18 protein-coding genes are annotated in these 20,388 nt (G+C 31.8%); 10 read left to right on the forward strand and 8 right to left on the reverse strand.

Annotated features, from left to right (window positions below; all coding sequences use genetic code 11):
* The first annotated feature begins 41 nt into the window (after positions 1 to 41).
* From ychF to RT228_RS15175, 5 genes are all read left to right on the forward strand, one after another.
* Positions 42 to 1,136, forward strand: coding sequence for a redox-regulated ATPase YchF (gene ychF / locus RT228_RS15155; RefSeq protein ID WP_006258810.1), 1,095 nt, complete (start codon positions 42 to 44; stop codon positions 1,134 to 1,136).
* A 228-nt stretch (positions 1,137 to 1,364) separates the two neighbouring features.
* The gene (locus tag RT228_RS15160) at positions 1,365 to 2,285 is read left to right on the forward strand and encodes a YihY/virulence factor BrkB family protein (RefSeq protein ID WP_006258811.1); all 921 of its coding nucleotides are present in this window, start codon (positions 1,365 to 1,367) and stop codon (positions 2,283 to 2,285) included.
* A gap of 76 nt (positions 2,286 to 2,361) precedes the next feature.
* A complete protein-coding gene (locus RT228_RS15165; RefSeq protein ID WP_006258812.1) occupies positions 2,362 to 4,212 on the forward strand; it encodes a DNA topoisomerase IV subunit B in 1,851 nt (616 codons plus the stop codon).
* 4 nt (positions 4,213 to 4,216) lie between these two features.
* Positions 4,217 to 6,859, forward strand: coding sequence for a DNA gyrase/topoisomerase IV subunit A (locus RT228_RS15170; RefSeq protein WP_006258814.1), 2,643 nt, complete (start codon positions 4,217 to 4,219; stop codon positions 6,857 to 6,859).
* An 11-nt stretch (positions 6,860 to 6,870) separates the two neighbouring features.
* Complete coding sequence (locus tag RT228_RS15175) at positions 6,871 to 7,779, forward strand: phospholipase A (protein WP_006258816.1); 909 nt, start codon at positions 6,871 to 6,873, stop codon at positions 7,777 to 7,779.
* A 36-nt stretch (positions 7,780 to 7,815) separates the two neighbouring features.
* Here the strand turns inward: RT228_RS15175 and RT228_RS15180 are convergent, their stop codons facing one another.
* Positions 7,816 to 8,682, reverse strand: coding sequence for a hypothetical protein (locus tag RT228_RS15180; RefSeq protein WP_006258817.1), 867 nt, complete (start codon positions 8,680 to 8,682; stop codon positions 7,816 to 7,818).
* A gap of 238 nt (positions 8,683 to 8,920) precedes the next feature.
* Here RT228_RS15180 and RT228_RS15185 point away from each other — a divergent pair, with 238 nt between their 5' ends.
* Entirely contained in the window at positions 8,921 to 9,790 is an 870-nt protein-coding gene (locus tag RT228_RS15185; RefSeq protein WP_006263614.1) for a helix-turn-helix domain-containing protein, read from the forward strand.
* Positions 9,791 to 9,849: 59 nt separating this feature from the next.
* Here the strand turns inward: RT228_RS15185 and RT228_RS15190 are convergent, their stop codons facing one another.
* The 5 genes from RT228_RS15190 to RT228_RS15210 all read right to left on the reverse strand — a co-directional run bounded on the left by RT228_RS15190 (position 9,850) and on the right by RT228_RS15210 (position 14,522).
* A complete protein-coding gene (locus RT228_RS15190; protein WP_313138758.1) occupies positions 9,850 to 10,893 on the reverse strand; it encodes an o-succinylbenzoate synthase in 1,044 nt (347 codons plus the stop codon).
* A 2-nt stretch (positions 10,894 to 10,895) separates the two neighbouring features.
* Positions 10,896 to 11,582 carry a metal-dependent hydrolase gene (locus RT228_RS15195; protein WP_286420904.1) on the reverse strand — a complete coding sequence of 229 codons (687 nt, stop codon included), beginning with the start codon at positions 11,580 to 11,582 and terminating at the stop codon, positions 10,896 to 10,898.
* Positions 11,583 to 11,593: 11 nt separating this feature from the next.
* Entirely contained in the window at positions 11,594 to 12,505 is a 912-nt protein-coding gene (gene menA, locus RT228_RS15200) for a 1,4-dihydroxy-2-naphthoate octaprenyltransferase (protein ID WP_313138759.1), read from the reverse strand.
* A 125-nt stretch (positions 12,506 to 12,630) separates the two neighbouring features.
* On the reverse strand, positions 12,631 to 12,933 hold the full coding sequence (locus tag RT228_RS15205; RefSeq protein WP_006258824.1) for a hypothetical protein: 303 nt from the start codon (positions 12,931 to 12,933) through the stop codon (positions 12,631 to 12,633).
* 749 nt (positions 12,934 to 13,682) lie between these two features.
* Positions 13,683 to 14,522, reverse strand: a complete 840-nt coding sequence (locus RT228_RS15210) for a 1,4-dihydroxy-2-naphthoyl-CoA synthase (RefSeq protein ID WP_006258825.1) — start codon at positions 14,520 to 14,522, stop codon at positions 13,683 to 13,685.
* A 71-nt stretch (positions 14,523 to 14,593) separates the two neighbouring features.
* Here RT228_RS15210 and RT228_RS15215 point away from each other — a divergent pair, with 71 nt between their 5' ends.
* From RT228_RS15215 to RT228_RS15230, 4 genes are all read left to right on the forward strand, one after another.
* Positions 14,594 to 15,709 (forward strand): C1 family peptidase, encoded by a 1,116-nt coding sequence (locus tag RT228_RS15215; protein ID WP_058699580.1) that lies wholly within the window; start codon positions 14,594 to 14,596, stop codon positions 15,707 to 15,709.
* Between the two features lie 99 nt (positions 15,710 to 15,808).
* Entirely contained in the window at positions 15,809 to 16,954 is a 1,146-nt protein-coding gene (locus RT228_RS15220) for a serine hydrolase domain-containing protein (RefSeq protein WP_006258828.1), read from the forward strand.
* A gap of 11 nt (positions 16,955 to 16,965) precedes the next feature.
* The gene (locus RT228_RS15225) at positions 16,966 to 18,009 is read left to right on the forward strand and encodes an NAD(P)H-dependent flavin oxidoreductase (RefSeq protein ID WP_006258829.1); all 1,044 of its coding nucleotides are present in this window, start codon (positions 16,966 to 16,968) and stop codon (positions 18,007 to 18,009) included.
* Positions 17,999 to 18,853 carry a GNAT family N-acetyltransferase gene (locus RT228_RS15230; RefSeq protein WP_006258830.1) on the forward strand — a complete coding sequence of 285 codons (855 nt, stop codon included), beginning with the start codon at positions 17,999 to 18,001 and terminating at the stop codon, positions 18,851 to 18,853. The genes RT228_RS15225 and RT228_RS15230 overlap by 11 nt, the downstream gene beginning before the upstream one ends.
* A 2-nt stretch (positions 18,854 to 18,855) precedes the next feature.
* On the opposite strand, the gene ygiD is transcribed toward RT228_RS15230, so the two are convergent.
* Positions 18,856 to 19,683 carry a 4,5-DOPA dioxygenase extradiol gene (ygiD, locus tag RT228_RS15235; protein WP_006258831.1) on the reverse strand — a complete coding sequence of 276 codons (828 nt, stop codon included), beginning with the start codon at positions 19,681 to 19,683 and terminating at the stop codon, positions 18,856 to 18,858.
* A 17-nt stretch (positions 19,684 to 19,700) separates the two neighbouring features.
* Positions 19,701 to 20,384: a potassium channel family protein gene (locus RT228_RS15240; protein WP_006258832.1), complete on the reverse strand. Its 684-nt coding sequence runs from the start codon at positions 20,382 to 20,384 to the stop codon at positions 19,701 to 19,703.
* Positions 20,385 to 20,388 lie beyond the last annotated feature (4 nt).

Below are 20,388 nucleotides of genomic sequence, written 5' to 3' on the forward strand. Positions count from 1 at the left end.
ATCTTTGCAAACGATTAAAAATTCACAATATATTTTAAAATATGAAAGCAGGTATAGTAGGATTGCCAAATGTAGGTAAATCAACATTATTCAATTGTTTATCTAATGCAAAGGCGCAGAGTGCTAACTTCCCATTTTGTACAATAGAACCGAATATTGGGGTTGTGAATGTACCAGATCCAAGGTTGTCTAAATTAGAAGAGTTAGTAGTACCAGAACGTGTATTACCTGCTACTGTTGAGATTGTAGATATTGCTGGGTTAGTAAAAGGAGCAAGTAAAGGAGAAGGTTTAGGAAACCAATTCTTAGGAAATATTAGAGAGTGTAATGCTATTATTCACGTTTTACGTTGTTTTGACAATGATAATATCATTCACGTAGATGGGAATGTAAATCCTATCAGAGATAAAGAAACTATCGATATCGAATTACAGTTAAAAGACCTTGAGACTGTAGAGAAGAGATTAGAGAAAGTAAAAAAAGCAGCTAAGACTGGAAATAAAGAAGCTCAAGTAGAAGCTGATTTATTAGAAAGAATTAGAGTAACGCTATTAGAAGGTAAATCTGCTCGTGTAGTAGAGCCTAAAAATGCAGATGAGGAAGAGTTATTAGAAGACTTCCAATTAATCACTACAAAACCTGTATTATACGTGTGTAACGTAGATGAGGGAGCTGCTGTATCAGGAAATGATTATGTGGTAAAAGTAAAAGAGCTAGTAAAAGACGAAAATGCTGAAGTAATCGTATTAGCTGTAGGAACTGAGGCTGACATTATGGAACTAGAGACTTTCGAAGAAAGACAAATGTTCTTAGAAGACTTAGGATTAGACGAGCCAGGTGTATCTAAATTAATTCGTTCAGCATATAAATTATTAAACTTACAAACATACTTCACAGCTGGAGTAAAAGAAGTAAGAGCTTGGACTATTAAAGTTGGAGATACTGCTCCTAAAGCAGCTGGAGTAATCCACAGTGACTTCGAAAAAGGATTTATCCGTGCAGAAGTAATAGGATACGATGATTATGTAACTTATGGTTCTGAGGCTAAAGTAAAAGAAGCTGGAAAACTAAGAGTAGAAGGAAAAGAATATATCGTAAAAGATGGTGATGTAATGCACTTCCGTTTTAACGTGTAATCTATCAAATAGGAAAGAAAAAAGAGAAGCTAATTAGCTTCTCTTTTTTTTGCTACTATTTTTAGTAAAAGTAAATTAGGAATTGTTAAAATTTTATAGAATTTTGTAGTAGCAATAAGGTAATTAGTCTTATTGTTACATTTGACTTTAAAATCAGTGGTTTAGAAGTTAAATAGTCTTTAAGTTTAAAAAATATTAGTATCTTAATCTATTAATAATAGTCTAACTATGCAGAATAGTGGTTTTAAAAAAGTAATCTTATTGTTTAAACAATCCGTATTTGACTTCTTAGATGATAATGCTATGAAGTTTAGTGCAGCATTGTCTTATTATACCATTTTTGCTTTACCTCCCTTAATGTTATTGATTATATCTGCTAGTGGATTTATTTTTGAGGAACAAGAGGTAGCTAACTTCTTTTATGATCAATTAAGAGATCTAGTAGGTCCCAATACAACAACTGAGATACAGAATGCAATGAGTAATGTTCAGCTAAATAGAAAAAGTGGTTATATCACTACTATTATTGGTGTAGGTATTTTATTATTTAGTGCTTCAGGGGTTTTTGCAGAGATACAGAGCTCTATAAACTATATCTGGGGCTTAGCAGCCAAACCTGACAAAAATATCGCTAGATTGGTTAAAAACAGGTTGCTTTCTTTCGCTATGATAGGATCTGTTGGATTTGTCTTATTAGTGAGTCTAATGATCAATTCAATTGTAAGTCTTCTGTATAGTTATTTAGGTAATTTCTTTGGCGAAGAGACACTTAGTTTAGTAAAATTACTTAATAATGCGGTGGTCTTTTTAATAATAACTATTCTATTTGTGCTTATCTTCATGACTTTACCTAATGGTAAGTTGAGATGGAAAGATGCCTTTATAGGAGCAGGTTTTACAGCTGTATTATTTATGATAGGGAAGTTCGGAATAGGTTGGTATTTAGGTAATACGGCCTCATCATCACTTTATGGAGCAGCTGGTTCTGTGACAGTTATGTTGATATGGGTATACTATTCGGCGATGATCCTCTATTTCGGTGCTGAGTTTACAAAAAATTATGCTATCTTATATGGCAGAAAAATAGTACCAGGGCCTTATTCCATTGAGATAGAGAAGAATGTTATCAAAAAGTCATCAGAGGATTAAATCCTAAAAAACTGTTATTTCACAATTTTTATTTTAAGCTAATTAGTAGTAAATTAGCGCAAATTCCTACGTTTTTATGCAAGATCAAAATCAATATACCGAAGATAATATTCGTTCGTTAGACTGGAAGGAACATATTCGTATGCGTCCTGGTATGTATATCGGAAAATTAGGAGATGGTTCTTCTCCTGACGATGGTATCTACATTCTAATTAAAGAGGTTATAGACAACAGTATAGATGAATTCGTGATGGGGACAGGTAAGACTATTGAGGTTACACTCAAAGATAAGCTTGTCACTGTACGTGATTACGGACGTGGTATTCCCTTAGGTAAAGTAGTAGATGTAGTATCTAAAATGAACACTGGGGGTAAATACGATTCTAAGGCATTCAAGAAATCAGTAGGTCTAAACGGGGTGGGTACCAAAGCAGTAAATGCTTTATCTAACTACTTCCGCGTAGAGTCTGTACGTGATGGACAATTAAAAGGGGCTGAATTCTCTGCTGGAGATTTAGTAACAGAAGAGGAATTAGTAGAAACTACGAGACGTAAAGGAACTAAAGTTTCTTTCATAGCTGATGAAGCCATCTTTAAGAACTATAAATACCGTAAAGAGTACATAGAGCGTATGCTAAAGAACTACTGTTATCTTAATAAAGGATTGACAGTAATGTTTAATGGCGAAAAATTCTTTTCTGAAAATGGGCTTAAAGACCTTCTTTTAGAAAATATTACTGAAGAAGATCAAGTATATCCGATTATTCACTTATCAGGTGATGATATCGAGGTAGCATTAACACATAGTAGAAGTCAATATTCTGAGGAATATTACTCTTTCGTAAACGGGCAGAATACTACTCAAGGAGGTACTCACTTAGCTGCATTTAGAGAGGCGTTAGTAAGAACACTTAAAGAGTTTTATAATAAAAACTTCGATGCTTCTGATATTAGAAAGTCTATCGTAGCTGCAGTAGCTGTAAAAGTAGAAGAGCCAGTATTTGAATCTCAAACGAAGACAAAGCTAGGATCTACTGATATGGGACCAGATCTACCTACGGTACGTACTTTTGTCAATGATTTTGTAAAAACACAGTTAGACAACTATTTACACAAAAATCCAGAGATAGCAGATGCACTATTAAAGAAAATACTACAAGCAGAAAAAGAGCGCAAAGAGTTATCTGGAATTAGAAAGATAGCTAAAGAGCGCGCTAAAAAAGCTAGTTTACACAATAGAAAACTAAGAGACTGTAGAGTTCACTTAACAGATATAAAGAATCCATTGTATTTAGACAGTACTTTGTTTATTACAGAGGGAGACTCTGCTTCTGGTTCTATTACCAAATCAAGAAATGTTAATACACAGGCTGTATTTAGTTTAAGAGGTAAGCCTCTGAACTCTTATGGAATGACGAAGAAAATCGTGTATGAGAATGAAGAGTTTAACTTACTACAGGCAGCATTAGATATAGAAGATGACTTTGAGAACTTAAGATATAACAATATCGTGATAGCTACTGATGCCGATGTGGATGGTATGCATATTCGATTGTTATTAATTACTTTCTTTTTACAGTTCTTCCCAGAATTAATTAAAGAAGGGCATTTATACATCTTGCAGACACCTTTATTTAGGGTGAGAAATAAGAAAGAAACTATTTACTGTTATAGTGAAGAAGAACGTATAAACGCTATTGAGAAATTAAAACCTAAACCAGAGATTACTCGATTCAAAGGGTTAGGAGAGATTTCTCCTGATGAATTCCAGTATTTTATAGGGGAAGATATACGATTAGATCCTGTAATGTTAGATAAGTCAATGTCTATAGATAAAATGTTAGAGTTCTATATGGGTAAAAATACTCCAGATAGACAAGAATTTATCATAGATAATCTTAAAGTAGAACTTGATGTTGTAGAATAATATTATGAGCCAAGAAGAGAATTTAGATCAAGAGTTAAACAATATAAATAATGAACATCCTATAGAAGATTTTTCTGATGTTCAAGAAGAAGTAACGGAGACTATCACTAAGGTAACTGGTATGTACAAGGACTGGTTCCTTGACTATGCTTCTTATGTTATCTTAGAACGTGCTGTACCTGCTATAGAAGACGGTTTTAAACCTGTTCAGCGACGTATTATGCACTCTATGAAAGAGTTGGATGATGGTCGTTATAACAAGGTTGCTAATATCGTAGGACATACTATGCAGTATCACCCTCACGGTGACGCAAGTATTGGTGATGCTTTGGTTCAAATAGGACAGAAGGATCTTCTTATTGATATGCAAGGTAACTGGGGTAATATCCTAACAGGGGATGGTGCGGCAGCTTCTCGTTATATTGAGGCACGTTTGAGCAAGTTCGCTTTAGAAGTATTATATTCTCCTAAAATAACAAGCTGGCAGGCATCATATGATGGTAGAAAGAATGAACCTATTAATCTACCTGTAAAATTCCCTTTATTATTGGCTCAAGGAGGTGAAGGTATTGCAGTAGGTCTATCTACAAAAATATTACCACACAACTTTAATGAGTTAATAGATGCATCTATTAAAATCTTAAAAGGAAAACCTTTTACTATTTACCCAGACTTCCCAACAGAAGGAATTGCTGATGTGTCTAATTATAATGATGGGGCTCGTGGAGGGCGTGTTCGTGTACGTGCAAAAATTGCTCCACTAGATAAGAATACTTTAATTATTACGGAGATTCCTTTTTCTACTACTACTACCAGCTTAATAGATAGTATTTTAAAAGCGAATGAGAAGGGTAAAATTAAGATTAAGAAAATAGAAGATAATACTGCAGCACAAGTTGAAATATTAATTCACTTACCTGCAGGAACTTCTCCAGATAAAACAATAGATGCATTATATGCTTTTACAGCATGTGAGACATCTATAGCACCATTAGGTTGTGTTATCCAGAATAATAAACCTCTGTTTACAGGAGTTTCGGAGATGCTTAAGAATTCTACTCACCAGACAGTAGAATTATTAAGAAGAGAATTAGAAATAGAGCTTAATGAATTAGAAGAGAAGTGGCACTTCCTTTCTCTTGAAAGAATCTTTATTGAGAATCGTATTTACCGTGCGATTGAGGAAGAAGAAACTTGGGAAGGAGTATTAACAGCTATTGATGAAGGATTAAAGCCTTTTGTTGTTAACCTTAAACGTGCTATTACTCAAGAAGATATCATTAGATTAACAGAGATACGTATTAAGCGTATTTCTCGTTTTGATATTGATAAAGCAAATCAAAATATCGAAGCTCTTGAAGGTGAAATAGAAGCTGTAAAATACAATTTAGAACACTTAATAGATTTCGCTATAAAATACTTTACTACTCTTAAAGAGAAATATGGTAAAGGTAAAGAGCGTCTTACAGAATTAAGAAGCTTTGATACCATTGAGGCAACTAAGGTAGTTCTTAGAAATACTAAGCTTTATGTAAATAGAGAGGAAGGTTTCTTTGGTACTGGTCTTCGAAAAGATGAGTATGTATGTGACTGTTCTGATATAGATGATGTTATTGTATTCTTAAGAGATGGATCTATGATGGTATCTCGCGTAGACGAGAAGAAATTCGTCGGAAAGGATATTATACACATTGCTGTTTGGGATAAAAACGATAAGCGTACTATCTATAATTTGATTTATAGAGATGGTAAGTCAGGATCTTCTTATATCAAACGTTTTAATGTAACAGGAGTAACTCGTGACAAGATGTATCCTCTGACACAAGATAAACCTGGTTCACAAGTACTTTATTTCTCTGCAAATCCCAATGGAGAAGCAGAAGTAGTTACTATCTTATTAAGACAGTTGACTAATGTTAAGAAACTGAAGTTTGACTTGGACTTCGCAGAATTATTAATTAAAGGAAGAGCTGCAAAAGGTAACGTGGTTACTAAATATGCAATTAAAAAGATAGAATTAAAAGAAAAAGGTATTTCTACGTTACGTCCTCGCAAAATATGGTTTGATGAAACTGTTAAAAGATTAAATGTAGATGGCAGAGGAGAGTTACTAGGTGAATTTAAGCCTGAAGACCGTTTATTGATTATAAATCAGAGTGGTAAAGTGAAAACTATTGTTCCTGAACTAACAACTCACTTTGAGGAAGATATGATAGTTCTTGAAAAATGGAAAGAAAACAAACCTATTTCTGCTTTATATTTTGATGGGGAAAAAGCTCGTTACTACTTAAAACGCTTTATTATTGAAAACGAAAATAGAGAAGAGTTATTTATTACAGAACACCCTAATTCAAGATTAGAAATAATATCAACTGATTTTAGACCTGTGTTTGAAGTTGTATTCTCTAAAATAAAAGGAATACAAAAAGAAAACCAAACAATTGATGTAGAGCAATTTATAACTATTAAAGGAATTAAAGCTTTAGGTAATCAAGTTTCTATAGATAAAATAAAACAAGTTAATATTCTAGAGTCTTTACCTTATATTGAAGAGGAGGAAGAAGAGGAGGAGGAAGAGGAAATTATTTTGGGAGAAGGTCCAAATACTGAAGTAGATGATGATGGACAACAAACATTACTTTTTTAAATAATTTTCTTATGAATTATAAAGTTATTATTGCTAGTTTATGCTTCTTACAGATAGGGTTTGCTCAAGAAGGAGATGATCTTTTATTTGAAAAAGATAGAAGAGTTAAAGGGATTAGTGAGAGATGGGAGTTAGATCCCGAGACTAAAAATAAAACATTTACCATCACTCCTTATAAGCAGATGTATTTATTACCTGCTAGATGGTCTAGTCGTCCTAATGAAATGCCTACTAGTTTTAATAGTAATAATTCAGCTACAGAGCCAATAGATTATAACAAAACAGAGATAAGATTTCAGATCAGCTTTAAGACCAAAATCGCTACTGGTTTAATTTTAGGAAAGGGAGATATTTGGTTAGGTTTTACCCAAACAGCTAATTGGCAAGCTTATAATGATAAAGAATCGAGACCTTTTAGAGAGTTAAATTACGAACCTGAGATTATATTTAACTATCCTTTAAATTACGCTATTAACGAGTTTAAGTTTAAAATGGTAGGTGTAGGGTTTAATCATCAATCTAATGGTAAGAGTTTGCCTTATTCTAGAAGTTGGAATAGAATCACGATGCATGTAGCTGCTGAATATAAGAATTGGACCTTTCTTGCTAAACCATGGATTAGATTACCAGAAAAAAGAAAATCAGATGATAATCCAAGAATATCTGATTATATAGGAAGAGCTGAGTTCACTATAGGTTATAGAGAAAAGAATGGACAGCTTTTTACTTTAATGCTTAGAAATAATTTAAAGTTTAATAATCATTATAAGAGCTTTGCTGAGTTTACTTGGGCATATCCAATAAAGAATAATCTAAAAGCCTTTTTAGTTGTTAATAGAGGATATGGAGAAACAATGATAGATTATAATTGGAAACAAACCAATATAGGATTAGGGATTTCCCTTATTGAATGGTTATAAAAAAGGAGGAAAACAGTTAACTGTTTTCCTCCTTTTTTAGTTGAGCTGACTATAAATCAGTAATGCTATTGAAACAACAGCTAATGATAGCCCAATAATATTAAGCTTAGATAACTTTTCTTTAAAAGCAAAATATCCTATAAGCGTACCTAAAAGAATAACTCCATAATTCATTCCTGCAAAAACTACTGTAGGATTATCAGAAAAAGCTTTATGCGCATTTAAATAGAAGTAGATATTCATAAAGTTTAATAAACCAACTAAACCTCCGAAGACTAAAGTCTTTGTATTAACTTTAAAATTAATTCTTTTAATAAGTAAGTAAGCACTATAAGAAATTAAAGAAAGAATTAGAGAACAAGAAAATATGTAAAATAGAGTAGAAGTGTAGGGGATTGAACTATGTAACGCTACTTGCTTAAAACATACGTCAATTACTCCAAAACCAATAAAAACAAAAAGTAAATACAAATAATTGTTTTTGCTCTTTACTTCATTATTATCGTTTTTATTTAAGATCAAACCTATAGAGACAAAACCTATTAACAAGGCAAGATATTTTAAATTAGAAATATTTTCTTTAAAAATAAAGACTGATGCTAATATTGGAATAAACAAAGACATTCTTTGAGCTATATCAGTTTTTATAATTCCTGTATTTTTAATACTTAGGTATTGAATTAAAAATATACTAGGTAATAAAAGACCTAAACCAATAATTAGAAATAATGGAAAATCTGTAATAGATACAGCTGAAGGTTTAAAAATGAAGAATGATAGAAGTACTGTAGTAATATAGTTTAAGATAATTATCTGAAATATATTAGTTTTTTCTTTTTTTAAAAGCTTAAACAGAACTCCAACAGAAATACTACTTAAAATACTAAGTATAAGATAGAGCATTAGATGTAATTTATAATTGATACAAATATACTTTATAATAACTTAGAATAGGAAGTAGAATTAACATTAAAATAATCTATTTTACATAATATGTATTATACAAATACAGTATCTAATATAGATATAACTAATAGCTAAGTATATCTAATTGTTCTTATATTGTTTAAAATTTATTAATTTTGTACAAAATATTATAGTATATTTAATATTTTAAGTTTTGATAACTTTTATAAGTAATATGAAAAAGATACCTAGATATAATAGTTGTGATCTATTAGACCAAAATAATGTTTTAAAAGATTGTGTGATTTTTGACTTGCATCGAATTATTCAAATGAGGAATAATGTTGTTTCAATTGCACACCAACATGCTTTTTATCAAATACTACTTATAACCAATGGTACAGGAATTCATCATATAGATAATCGAACTTATTCTGTAACTAAAGGTGATATTTTCTTTTTGGCTCCAGGGCAAGTTCACAGATGGGATTTTAATGAAACAACTCAAGGGTTTATTATTAATTTTACAGCAGACTTCTTTTCATCCTTTCTATTAAATAAAGATTTTATTCAGTTATTACCTTTTTTTGAGTATAACTCTGAACATACTAAACTTAACATCTTAAAGCAATACTCAACTATAGTTAACATATTTGACAAAATAACTTTTGAATTTCAAATAAAAGAAAGTATAGATCTTAATCTAATTCGCATATACATCCTTGAATTATTGCTTCTAATAAAGAAGCAAGTAAACGAAGAATACAATTTTTCATATACACAGTTACAGCCTACTAACCTTATCAAACAATTTGAACACTTAGTTGAGAAAAACTTCTATGAACTCAGGTTCCCTAAAGAATATGCTAAGCTATTATACGTTACTCCTAACTATCTAAATGCGATATGTCAAAAGATTAAAGGGCAGTCTGCAGGCGAAATTATAAGAAGTCGTATTTTATTAGAAAGTAAAAGACTCTTAGTTAATACTAACCTATCTGCTGGAGAAATAGCATATAAACTAAGTTTTAAGGACAATTCCTATTTCTCAAGATTTTTCAAAAAATATGTAGGAGTATCACCTGATGAATATAGAAAATCATAATCATTAAAAATTAAATAAAAAAACAGCAACAAATATATTTGTTGCTGTTTTTTTATTTCTTAATTATCTAAGATTGAATGATCCCATTGAATTTGATTATCATACCACAATGCCCCATTTTTAACTACTAATGGAGCGTTTATATTATTTATATAAAGTGATCCTGTTCCTAGTCCTTGAGGCATATTAGACTCAAGTGTATAAGTCCATTGAGCTATAGCATTAAGACCGATATTACTTTCTAATGCAGAAGTTATCCACCAACCAATATTTCTTTCTTTAGCTAATTTTATCCATTCAAGACTACCTTTAAACCCTCCTACTAGACTTGGCTTTAAGATAATGTATTGAGGCATAATTTTATCTAAAAGAGCTGCCTTATCAGTATAACTAGTAACGCCTATTAATTCTTCATCTAAAGCTATAGGAAGCGGAGTTATTTTACATAACTCTTCCATTTGATATTCTTGATGTTGTTTTATAGGTTGCTCTATACTGTGAAGATTTAATGTACTTAACTGTTCTAGTTTAAATAGAGCCTCTTCAGGATGAAAGCCTCCATTAGCATCTACTCTTAACTCTATTTGTTCTGCAGAGAAATGTTTTCTTATATACTGAAGTAAACCAAGCTCTTTATCAAAATCAATAGCGCCAATCTTTAACTTAACACAATTAAAGCCTTCTTTTAGTTTTTCATCTATCTGTTCTTTCATGAAGGCCTCCTCTCCCATCCATACTAAACCATTAATGGCTATAGCATCTTTATGTTCTGTAAAGTTAGAAGGAAACAAGATAAAAGGATTCTCACTTTCTAAAGAAAGAAAAGCTTGTTCTATACCAAACTGTATAGATGGCCAATTTCTTAGTTCTTCCCAAAGTTTCTCCTTACCTAAGTGAATGTTTTTTACTGTCCACTGTAGCTTTTCTTCATAATCAGGTCTATCATCAAAACTAAGAGAGCGCAGTATACCGCACTCTCCTATTCCTATCTTATTATTATCTTCTAATATAATATACCAAGTTTCTTTCTCTGTAAGAATTCCTCTAGAGGTTCCTGAAGGTCTCTTGAATATTAAATTATGTCTTTTATATCTAGCAATCATAACTATAAAGTCAAGCTTTCTCCAATATTTAAAAGCATTAGGTCTTTTCCTTTCTCAAAGAACTTACGCTTAGCTTCTTCATGATCTATCTCTATATAACCAAATGTATCAAAGTGATATCCTAAGACTTTATCACATTTAACAAAGTCTGAAGCGATAACAGCCTCATCTATATCCATAGTGAAGTTACTTCCTATTGGCAAAATAGCCAAGTCTAGATTCGTAAACATAGGTATTAACTTCATATCCATAGTAAGAGATGTATCACCAGCTATATAGATATTCTTATTTTTACTTTCTATTACGAACCCACCAGGTTGTCCTCCATAACTTCCATCAGGAAAAGAACTAGAGTGGATAGCTGGGGTATATTTTAATTTTCCAAAGTCAAACATCCATGATCCTCCGTGATTCATAGGGTGAGCCTGAAAGTCTTTTGCTTCATAATGTCCTGCTATTTCTGCATTAGATACTATAACTGCCTCTGGATTATTCTTAGCTATACGTTCTACATCAGCTATGTGATCTCCATGAGCATGAGTGATAAGAATATAGTCTACTTTTATAGCATCTACATCTATTCCTTTAGCAGCAGGTAGTGGGTTTCCTGATATAAAAGGATCCACTATGATATTAATATCTTCTATTTTAATACCTAAACAGGCATGTCCATAATACGTAATTTCCATAATTCTAATTTTTAAAGTATTAAAGCTATTGAAAATAATACAGAAAGTAAAAAAGTACTTAATGCTACTATTTTCATTTGTGAATCTAATTCTCTAGGTTCTCTGTTTTTCTTTACAAAAATTAAGTGTTTTAATAAAGGAATATAAGCGATTACAAAGAAATATTTTACTATTGAGAAATTAGCATGTATTCCATAAACGATGAAAGCTATTAAAGCAAACAGAACAATAAAATAATGATACTGTTTAGCGCCCTGTCTACCTAACTTTACAGCTAATGTGTTTTTACCAACTAATTTGTCAGATTCTAAATCTCGCATATTATTAATATTTAATACAGCTATACTTAGATTTCCTACAGCTATAGCAGGTAAGATTACCCAATAATCAAATACTTGACCATATAGATAGAAAGATCCCAACACACTCACTAAACCAAAGAAGATAAACACAAATAAATCTCCTAATCCTTTATATCCGTATGCTCCTGATCCTACTGTATATTTAATAGCTGCTGCAACACAGGCTACTCCTAAAATAAAGAAAAAGATAGAAGTGAAAAAATTATCCTTACCAAAAGAAATATAAATTAGAACCAAAGCAGAAATAAGCGATAATAACGAAGTAATGATTACTCCTTTTTTCATTTCCTTAGGAGTGATTAAACCGCTCTGTAAAGCTCTCTGTGGGCCTATACGAGTTTCATTATCTGTCCCTTTTACTCCATCTCCATAATCATTTGCAAAATTTGAAAGAATCTGAAGTAATAAAGTTGTCAATATTGCAAAGGAAAAGATACTTAGAAAAGAAGTATTTGTAGAAAAATAAGGATATGCACACGCACTACCAACGATTATTCCAGAAACAGAAAGAGGTAAAGTACGCAATCTTGCAGCACCTACCCATGCTTTAATTTTTATCATCTATATATTTAAGTAATACTAAAAGCTTATTGCATTTAGAAAGGTATTAGAAGCCAAAATTAAATAGAATTTATGAGATACGATAACGTTTCTATGAGTCTATCTACTAATATTTATACGATAGCTTAACCAATAAGTTTTAGCTTGAGATATTTATGTGGTTTGGCGAAGGTATAATATAAAGCATAAAGTGGATTAGCTCCTTTTACAGAGAAAGTCAAAGTTTGATCTTCTGCTATTTCAAAAATAATAGCATTAGATGTATTCCAGTCTATTTTGGTACTAAGAATATGTTTTCCTTCTGAGATATCAAAAGTCATTTCTGTTCCATTAGCTATAGACCCTATTTTCTCTCCATCTAAGAAAATAGTATAATTTCTAAATCGCTCTACAAATGCTTTTTTTCTTCTTAATATTAATTTTGCCATTTTCTACTGTCTCCTGGTTTGTAGTAAAGTTAAAAAGTTATTCAAGAATTAAGGGTATAAAGTCAGAAGTTATTTAAAAACTTTTTAGAACAGTATTCTGCCCTATTTATTTTCTTTTAAATTCCTTTATTCTACCCCATAACAATAAGTTATAACCATTTATTATTATTTGTAACTTATTTATTTTCAGCATATATTACATATTATGTAAAGTAATAATTTAAGTAAATATGAAGCCTTGAATCTAGTTTATAGGATTGCTAATATAGAGGATTTGAATAAGATAAGAGAGTAGAATTAGCTGATAAACACTTCTTTTTTTTAATAAGAATGAGGTTCTTTAGAAAAAAGAAATAGGTTTTTGATAAGTAAGTTAGGTACTTATAGATACTGATCTAATAACTATCTAAATAAAGTTTCTTCGGAGAGTCATTGGGCACTCTTTGGGGGTTCTTCGGAAAAAAGGCCTCTGTTCCGAACAAACACTGAACTCTACCGAATACCTTCCGAACAAAGAGGATATTGAAATACATTATATTACTAAAAATCAATTAGTTATATTTTTTAAAATGCCCTTTTTAGGAAAAAAGTGGAAGTTTTTGGACTTTTTTGGAAAAAATGCCAAAATATGTCCTATAGACTTAACCTATAATTAAATTTTAGTATACTTCCCTCCTTAGCTTATATAAAAAAGCCATCCAAATATTTGGATGGCTTCTATATCTCTAGAGTTTATTAGATATAAACTACTATGGAATCCATTTTTTAGGGAAGTTAGGCTTTCTCTTTTCTAAGAATGCATTTCTTCCTTCTATAGCTTCATCAGTCATATAAGCTAGACGAGTTGCCTCACCTGCGAATACCTGTTGACCTACCATTCCATCGTCTGTTAAGTTCATCGCGAACTTAAGCATCTTGATAGAAGTAGGTGATTTAGCCAATACCTCTTGTGCCCATTCATAAGCAGTATCTTCTAATTCTGCATGAGGAATAACAGCATTTACCATTCCCATTTCGAAAGCTTCTTGAGCAGAATAGTTTCTACCTAAGAAGAAGATCTCTCTTGCTTTTTTCTGACCCACCATTTTAGCTAAATATGCAGAACCATATCCACCATCAAAACTTGTTACATCAGCATCAGTTTGTTTAAAGATAGCGTGTTCTTTACTCGCTAGAGTCATATCACATACTACATGTAAGCTATGCCCTCCTCCTACAGCCCATCCTGGAACTACAGCGATTACTACCTTAGGCATAAATCTGATAAGACGTTGTACTTCTAAGATATTTAGACGATGCATACCATCATCTCCTACATATCCTTGATGCCCTCTAGCCTTTTGATCTCCTCCACTACAGAACGAATAAACTCCATCTTTAGGTGATGGCCCTTCTGCAGATAATAATACTACTCCGATAGATGTATCTTCTTGTGCATCATAGAATGCACGATATAGTTCACTAGTTGTTTTTGGTCTAAAAGCATTGCGAACCTCCGGTCTATTAAAAGCAATACGAGCTACTCCATCACACTTTTTGTATGTAATATCCTCAAACTCGATAGCTGTTTCCCATTGAATCTTACTCATAATGTTTTTTAATTTAGGGTAAAAATAACCTATTTTTTGCATTATATTGCCATTCCAAAACATTATAATCCATGAAAAAAACACTATTATCCCTATCTGTCCTATTTTTAGGATTAGGAGTACATGCCCAAAAGTATGATTTTCAAAACATTGTAGATATTCAAGGTACACCTGTTATCAGTCAAGGAAAAACAGGAACTTGTTGGAGCTTTAGTACTTCTTCATTCTTAGAATCTGAAATAATTAGAAAAACGAACAAACACATTGATCTTTCTGAGATGTATAACGTTAGAAATACATACCCTAAAAAAATAGAAAACTACATTCTAAGACAAGGTAAAACTCAATTCGGTGAAGGTGGTTTAGCTCACGATGTGATTAACAGTATGAGAGATTATGGATTAGTTCCTGTAGAAGCGTATTCTGGGCTAGTAGGACAAGAAACCTATGATCATAAAGAGCTTTTTAAGGTATTAAAGAGTCTTATAGATGCTTATGCTAAGAGTGACTCTCCTATTTCTAGTAATTGGAAAGAACTAACTGAGCACGTATTAGATATGTATATGGGAAGTAATATTAAAGAGTTTACTTATCAAGGTATAAAGTATACTCCTGAAAGTTTCTTGAAAATGACTACCCTTAATCCTGATGAGTATATAACAATTTCTTCTTTCCAAAATAAAAAGAATTATTCTTCGTTTATTCTTAATATTCCAGATAATTTCTCTAATGGTAGTATGTATAATCTTCCTTTAGATGAGTATATTGCTAATATTGATTATGCTTTGGATAATGGCTATACGCTCTCTTTAGACTGTGATGTTTCAGAAAAAACGTTCTCTGGTAAATACGGAATCGCTTTTATTCCTAATGACAATGCTGATATAGAAAAAGGCTTAACAGAGATTATTAAAGAGAAAGATATTACTGCTGATTACAGATTACAAGAGTTTTATAACTTTAATACCCAAGATGATCACCTCATGCACATCGTAGGTAAAGTAAAGGATCAAAAAGGAAATATTTACTATAAAGTAAAAAATTCATGGGGGCCAAATAGTGATCGTGTAGGAAATGATGGTTATATTTACATGAGTATTCCATACATGAAATTAAAGTCTATTTCAGTGCTTTTACACAAAGATGGATTACTTAAAAAAACGAAAGAACAATTGAGAATACAGTAGTTATAAGATATTAAAATAAGACCAGTTATAAAATCACTCTAACTGGTCTTTTACTTAGAAGAACGAATGATTAATAAAAGATATTTTGCAATAACAATAATGGCGGCATTATCTCTATATGCATGCCAAGAGAATAAAGAATTAGCTACAAATATTCCTATCATAAAAGAACATAATGTACGTGTGGATAACCCTTATAAAGTGGAGTTTCCAGAAGTTACTACAGATTATATTTTAGAGAAGGCTCATATTATAGAGAATTTTTATAACGATAATATTAATAAAAACGGATATACAGGTAGTTTCCTAGTGGCTAAGAATGGTCAGGTTATTTATGAGAACTATTCTGGAGTATCAGATAGAAGTGGTAACGACTCTATAGGAAGCGAGACCTCTATGCATGTTGCTTCTGTTGGTAAGGTTATCACAGCCGTTACTATTCTAAGATTAGTAGACAGTGGTAGATTAGACCTTAACCAGAGCGTATCTGAGATTATAGAAGGATTTCCTTATCCTGAGATAACGGTAAGAACCTTGTTAAGTCACAGAAGTGGTTTGGGGTATTATGGATATTATAAGAATATCTGGGATAATAAAACCACTGTTACAAATGAAGATGTAATAAAAGTAATTAATAAAAAGAGAGTATCACTAGACTTCACTCCTAATACTCGATTTACGTATAGTAATACTAACTATGTATTATTAGCGTCTATTGTAGAGAGAATCACTCAGAAGACATTTAGAGAGGCTGTAAGAGAGTTAATCTTTGATCCGTTAGAGATGAACCACAGTTTTGTATTTGATGATCTAACGAGAAAAAATGAAGTAACACAATCTTTCTCTGGAGGGAAAAAACTAATGAGATGGGACTATATGGATGGAACTTATGGAGATAAAAACATCTATACCACTCCTAGAGATTTTCTGAAGTTTGATACTGCTTTATATTCTGATAATTTCCTAAGTGCTGATCTTAAACAAGAAATGTTTAAAGGATATAGTTTTGAGAAAAAAGGAAATAGAAATTATGGGTTAGGAATAAGATTATTAGAGATGGACAATGGCGATATGTATACGTATCACAATGGCTGGTGGAGAGGAAATACTTCTTCATATATAAGATTAGCTAAAGATAATGTATGTATCATCTTGTTCTCTAATAAATATTCTACATTGACCTATAAGACTATTCATTTATCTCATCATTTTGGAGATTATCCCGTAGGAGATATGGAACTCTAAAAATATAGATTATGAAAAAAGCGAACATTATTTTCGGTACAGATTATGCTATTTGCCAAGCTCCTATGTTAGGAGTAGCTACACCAGAGATGGTAGCAGCAGTAAGTAACTCAGGTTGTATAGGTACACTTCCATTAGGTGGCTTCCCTCCTGGCTTAAGCAGAGAGTTAATCAAAAAAACGCAGTCTTTAACAGACAAGCCTTTTATCGTTAATATGTTTCTTAATCCTATAGTTGATATTGATCAAAGAGAGATTGATGATATGCAACATACATTAAGTGAGATAGGCAAGGAAATAGGATATTCTCATACTACAATTACCGACTTTGATCAAGAGACGTATCAAGGTAATCTAGAAGTAGTAAAAGAACTAGGCCTTCCCTATCTTGCTTTTACTTTTGGCTGTTTTACAGATCAAGAGATAAAAGAACTACACGACCTAGATATATATTTAATAGGTACAGCCACTACAGTAGAAGAAGCTATTTATTTAGATAACAAGGGTATCGATGCTATTATTCTTCAAGGTATCGAAGCAGGAGGTCATAGAGGTACTTTTCTGAAAGATTCTTTAGAAGATAACCTCCCATTAGAAGAATTGTTTAATAGCGTATTACCTATCGTACAGAAACCCTTATTTGTAGCAGGTGGTTTATACGATGGACTAATTGGTCGAAATTATTTAGATAAGGGAGCTGCTATGGTATGTTATGGTTCTCTATTTATTACAGCGGACGAAAGCACTGCTATGGACTATCAAAAAGATCTTTTACACAAAGGAGAGGCAGTTGAAACTGTTTTGACCAAGTCTTTTTCTGGTAAATTTGCTAGAGGTATTCTTAATAAATTTGTGAAAATGATAGATTATGATAATAAAAACATACCTTTGTATCCTATTCAAAATATTTTAACACAAAAATTAAGAAGTTTTGCAAAACAAAAAAAAATTCATAATTTTAATTCTCTTTGGTGCGGAACTAATTCCCATTATGCCAGAAGAGACTCATCGTCAAATATTATAAATAAATTGATTAAGGAAGTGTATGACTTATAGTTTTCAATATCGTTTTTTAAAGAATATAAACTTAGAGGAGCTTTTATCTGTTTTTAACAAGTCTTTTTCAGATTATACTGTTCCTATGCGATTAACATTGGAACAATTAAAAGACAAAATTAAAGCTGAGGGAATCGATTTAACAATTTCTGTAGGGGCTTTTTGTAATAAAGAATTAGTAGGATTTATTCTTCACGGTAAGAATAATGACTATCTATATAATGCTGGTACAGGAGTATTGCCTTCTTTTAGAGGTAATAATCTTACTACTAAGATGTATGATTATGCTATCCCTTTATTTAAGAGTTTTAATATGCGTAAAATTAACTTAGAAGTAATCAGTTCTAATGAGACTGCTTGTAAGTCATATCGCAAGATTGGTTTTAAAAAATGGAGAGTAGTTAATTCTATTAAGGGAATAACTAATGTTAAGAGCTCTAAGTTTGAAGAAATAGAAGGTTTGCAAATCAATAATTTACCATATTATGAGTATCTTATTTACTTTGCAGAGAAAGATATTATCCCTACATGGGAGAATAATGAGTTCTGCGTACACAACTTCGAGACTACCCTAATTATGCGCAAAGCAACTATTAATGGCACTACTACTGTAGGATATTTAATATATGACCAACGCATAAACAAGGTGCTTCAGGTATGGGTAAAAGAAGGATATAGACGTAAAGGAATAGCTTCTTATCTTATTAAAGAATTAATAGGTAATGATAGAAACTTCTATATCACAAATATAGATGGACAAAACTTTGGTATTCATTCTTTCTTTAAATCTATAGGTGGAGAACCTTATCTAGAACAAGTAGAAATGGAAATGTACTTATACTAAACTTACCCAAACAAGTAAGAAGTCATACTTAAGGATCCACCTACATATTTATCATTAAAGATGTGGATGTTATCACTACTATTTGTCAGACCTAGAATATATAATAACGGATAATAATGATCAGGTGTAGGTACTGCATATTGCATACTTACACCTTTATTTTTATAATCTAATAGGTCTGTAAAAGATCTATCGAGGATTGCCTGTTTTACTAATTCATTACTCTCTATTGCCCAATCAAATGCATAATTGTCTTTATTCATATTATGCCAGTCTAGAGCAGATAGATTGTGTACGATATTTCCACTACCTATTATTAATACTCCTTTTTTTCTAAGGGCTTTTAATTGTTTTCCTATTTCTAGATGATATTCAGGACCTTTGTAATAATCTATGCTTAATTGCAATACAGGAATATTTGCCTCAGGAAATAAATGACACAGTATAGACCATGCCCCATGATCTAATCCCCAAGTTAAATCTTCGTGTATATCTTGATGTTCGCTTAGAAGAGTTATCTCATTTGCCAGAATAGGATTTCCTTTTACATTGTATTCAACATCAAATAACACTTTTGGAAAACCTCTAAAATCGTGAATTGTTTCTAAAGTAGAATTAGCAGTAACTAGTGTTCCCTTTGTTAACCAATGGGCAGAGACTACTAAGATCGCTTCTGGCTTAGGCAATTGTCTCCCTAAGTTCTTCCAATATTGAGAGAACTCATTGTCCTCTATAGCATTCATAGGAGAGCCATGCCCCACAAATAGTACTGGCATCTCCTCTGCTCTATCTTTTAACCAAAACAGATCGTTTAAAACTTGCTCTCCCATTTCTTTATAGTTTTAGATTATTCTGCTAATATTTTTTTAATATCTCTGTTATCACCATAAATAACCATGATATCTTCTTTATTCAATACTGTTTCATAAGAAGCAATACCTTGTACTTCATGTATTTTCTTATGCATCCCGATAAAGCTCTTTTCTTCTTTGACTTTAAGTGTTGTAAGAACGACTAAGTTATAATTAGTTCTAAAACCTATCTCTCCTAATGTTCTTCCAGCAAAACGATCAGACACCGTGATTTCTACGATACTGTATCGTCCGTTAATCTCATAAGAATCTACTACCCCTTTTATACATAATTTCTTCGCCCATCTCTCTGCTGTTTCTTCTTCAGGGTGTACGATTTCATCTACTCCTATGGCTTGTAAGACATTCTCATGCACAGGACTAATAGCTCTACTGATCAGTCTTTTTACATTTAGGTTTTTTAGAACAGCAGTAGTCATAATATTAGCTCCTTGGTCTTCCCCGATAGCTACGATAACGATATCTGTATTCGCTAGAGGTAGTCCAGACATCATATATTGATCAGTAGAGTCTAGACAGATAGTATGAGATATCATATCCTTATAAGCATCTACCCTAACCATACTTTTGTCTACACCTATTACTTCATTTCCTTGTTCTGTAAGTTTTTGTGCTAATGATGCACCAAAATTTCCTAAACCAATAATAATATATTTCATGTCC

The sequence above is a fragment of the Myroides sp. genome (genome assembly GCF_032073645.1).
In the GTDB taxonomy this organism is placed as follows: Bacteria; Bacteroidota; Bacteroidia; order Flavobacteriales; family Flavobacteriaceae; genus Flavobacterium; species Flavobacterium odoratimimum.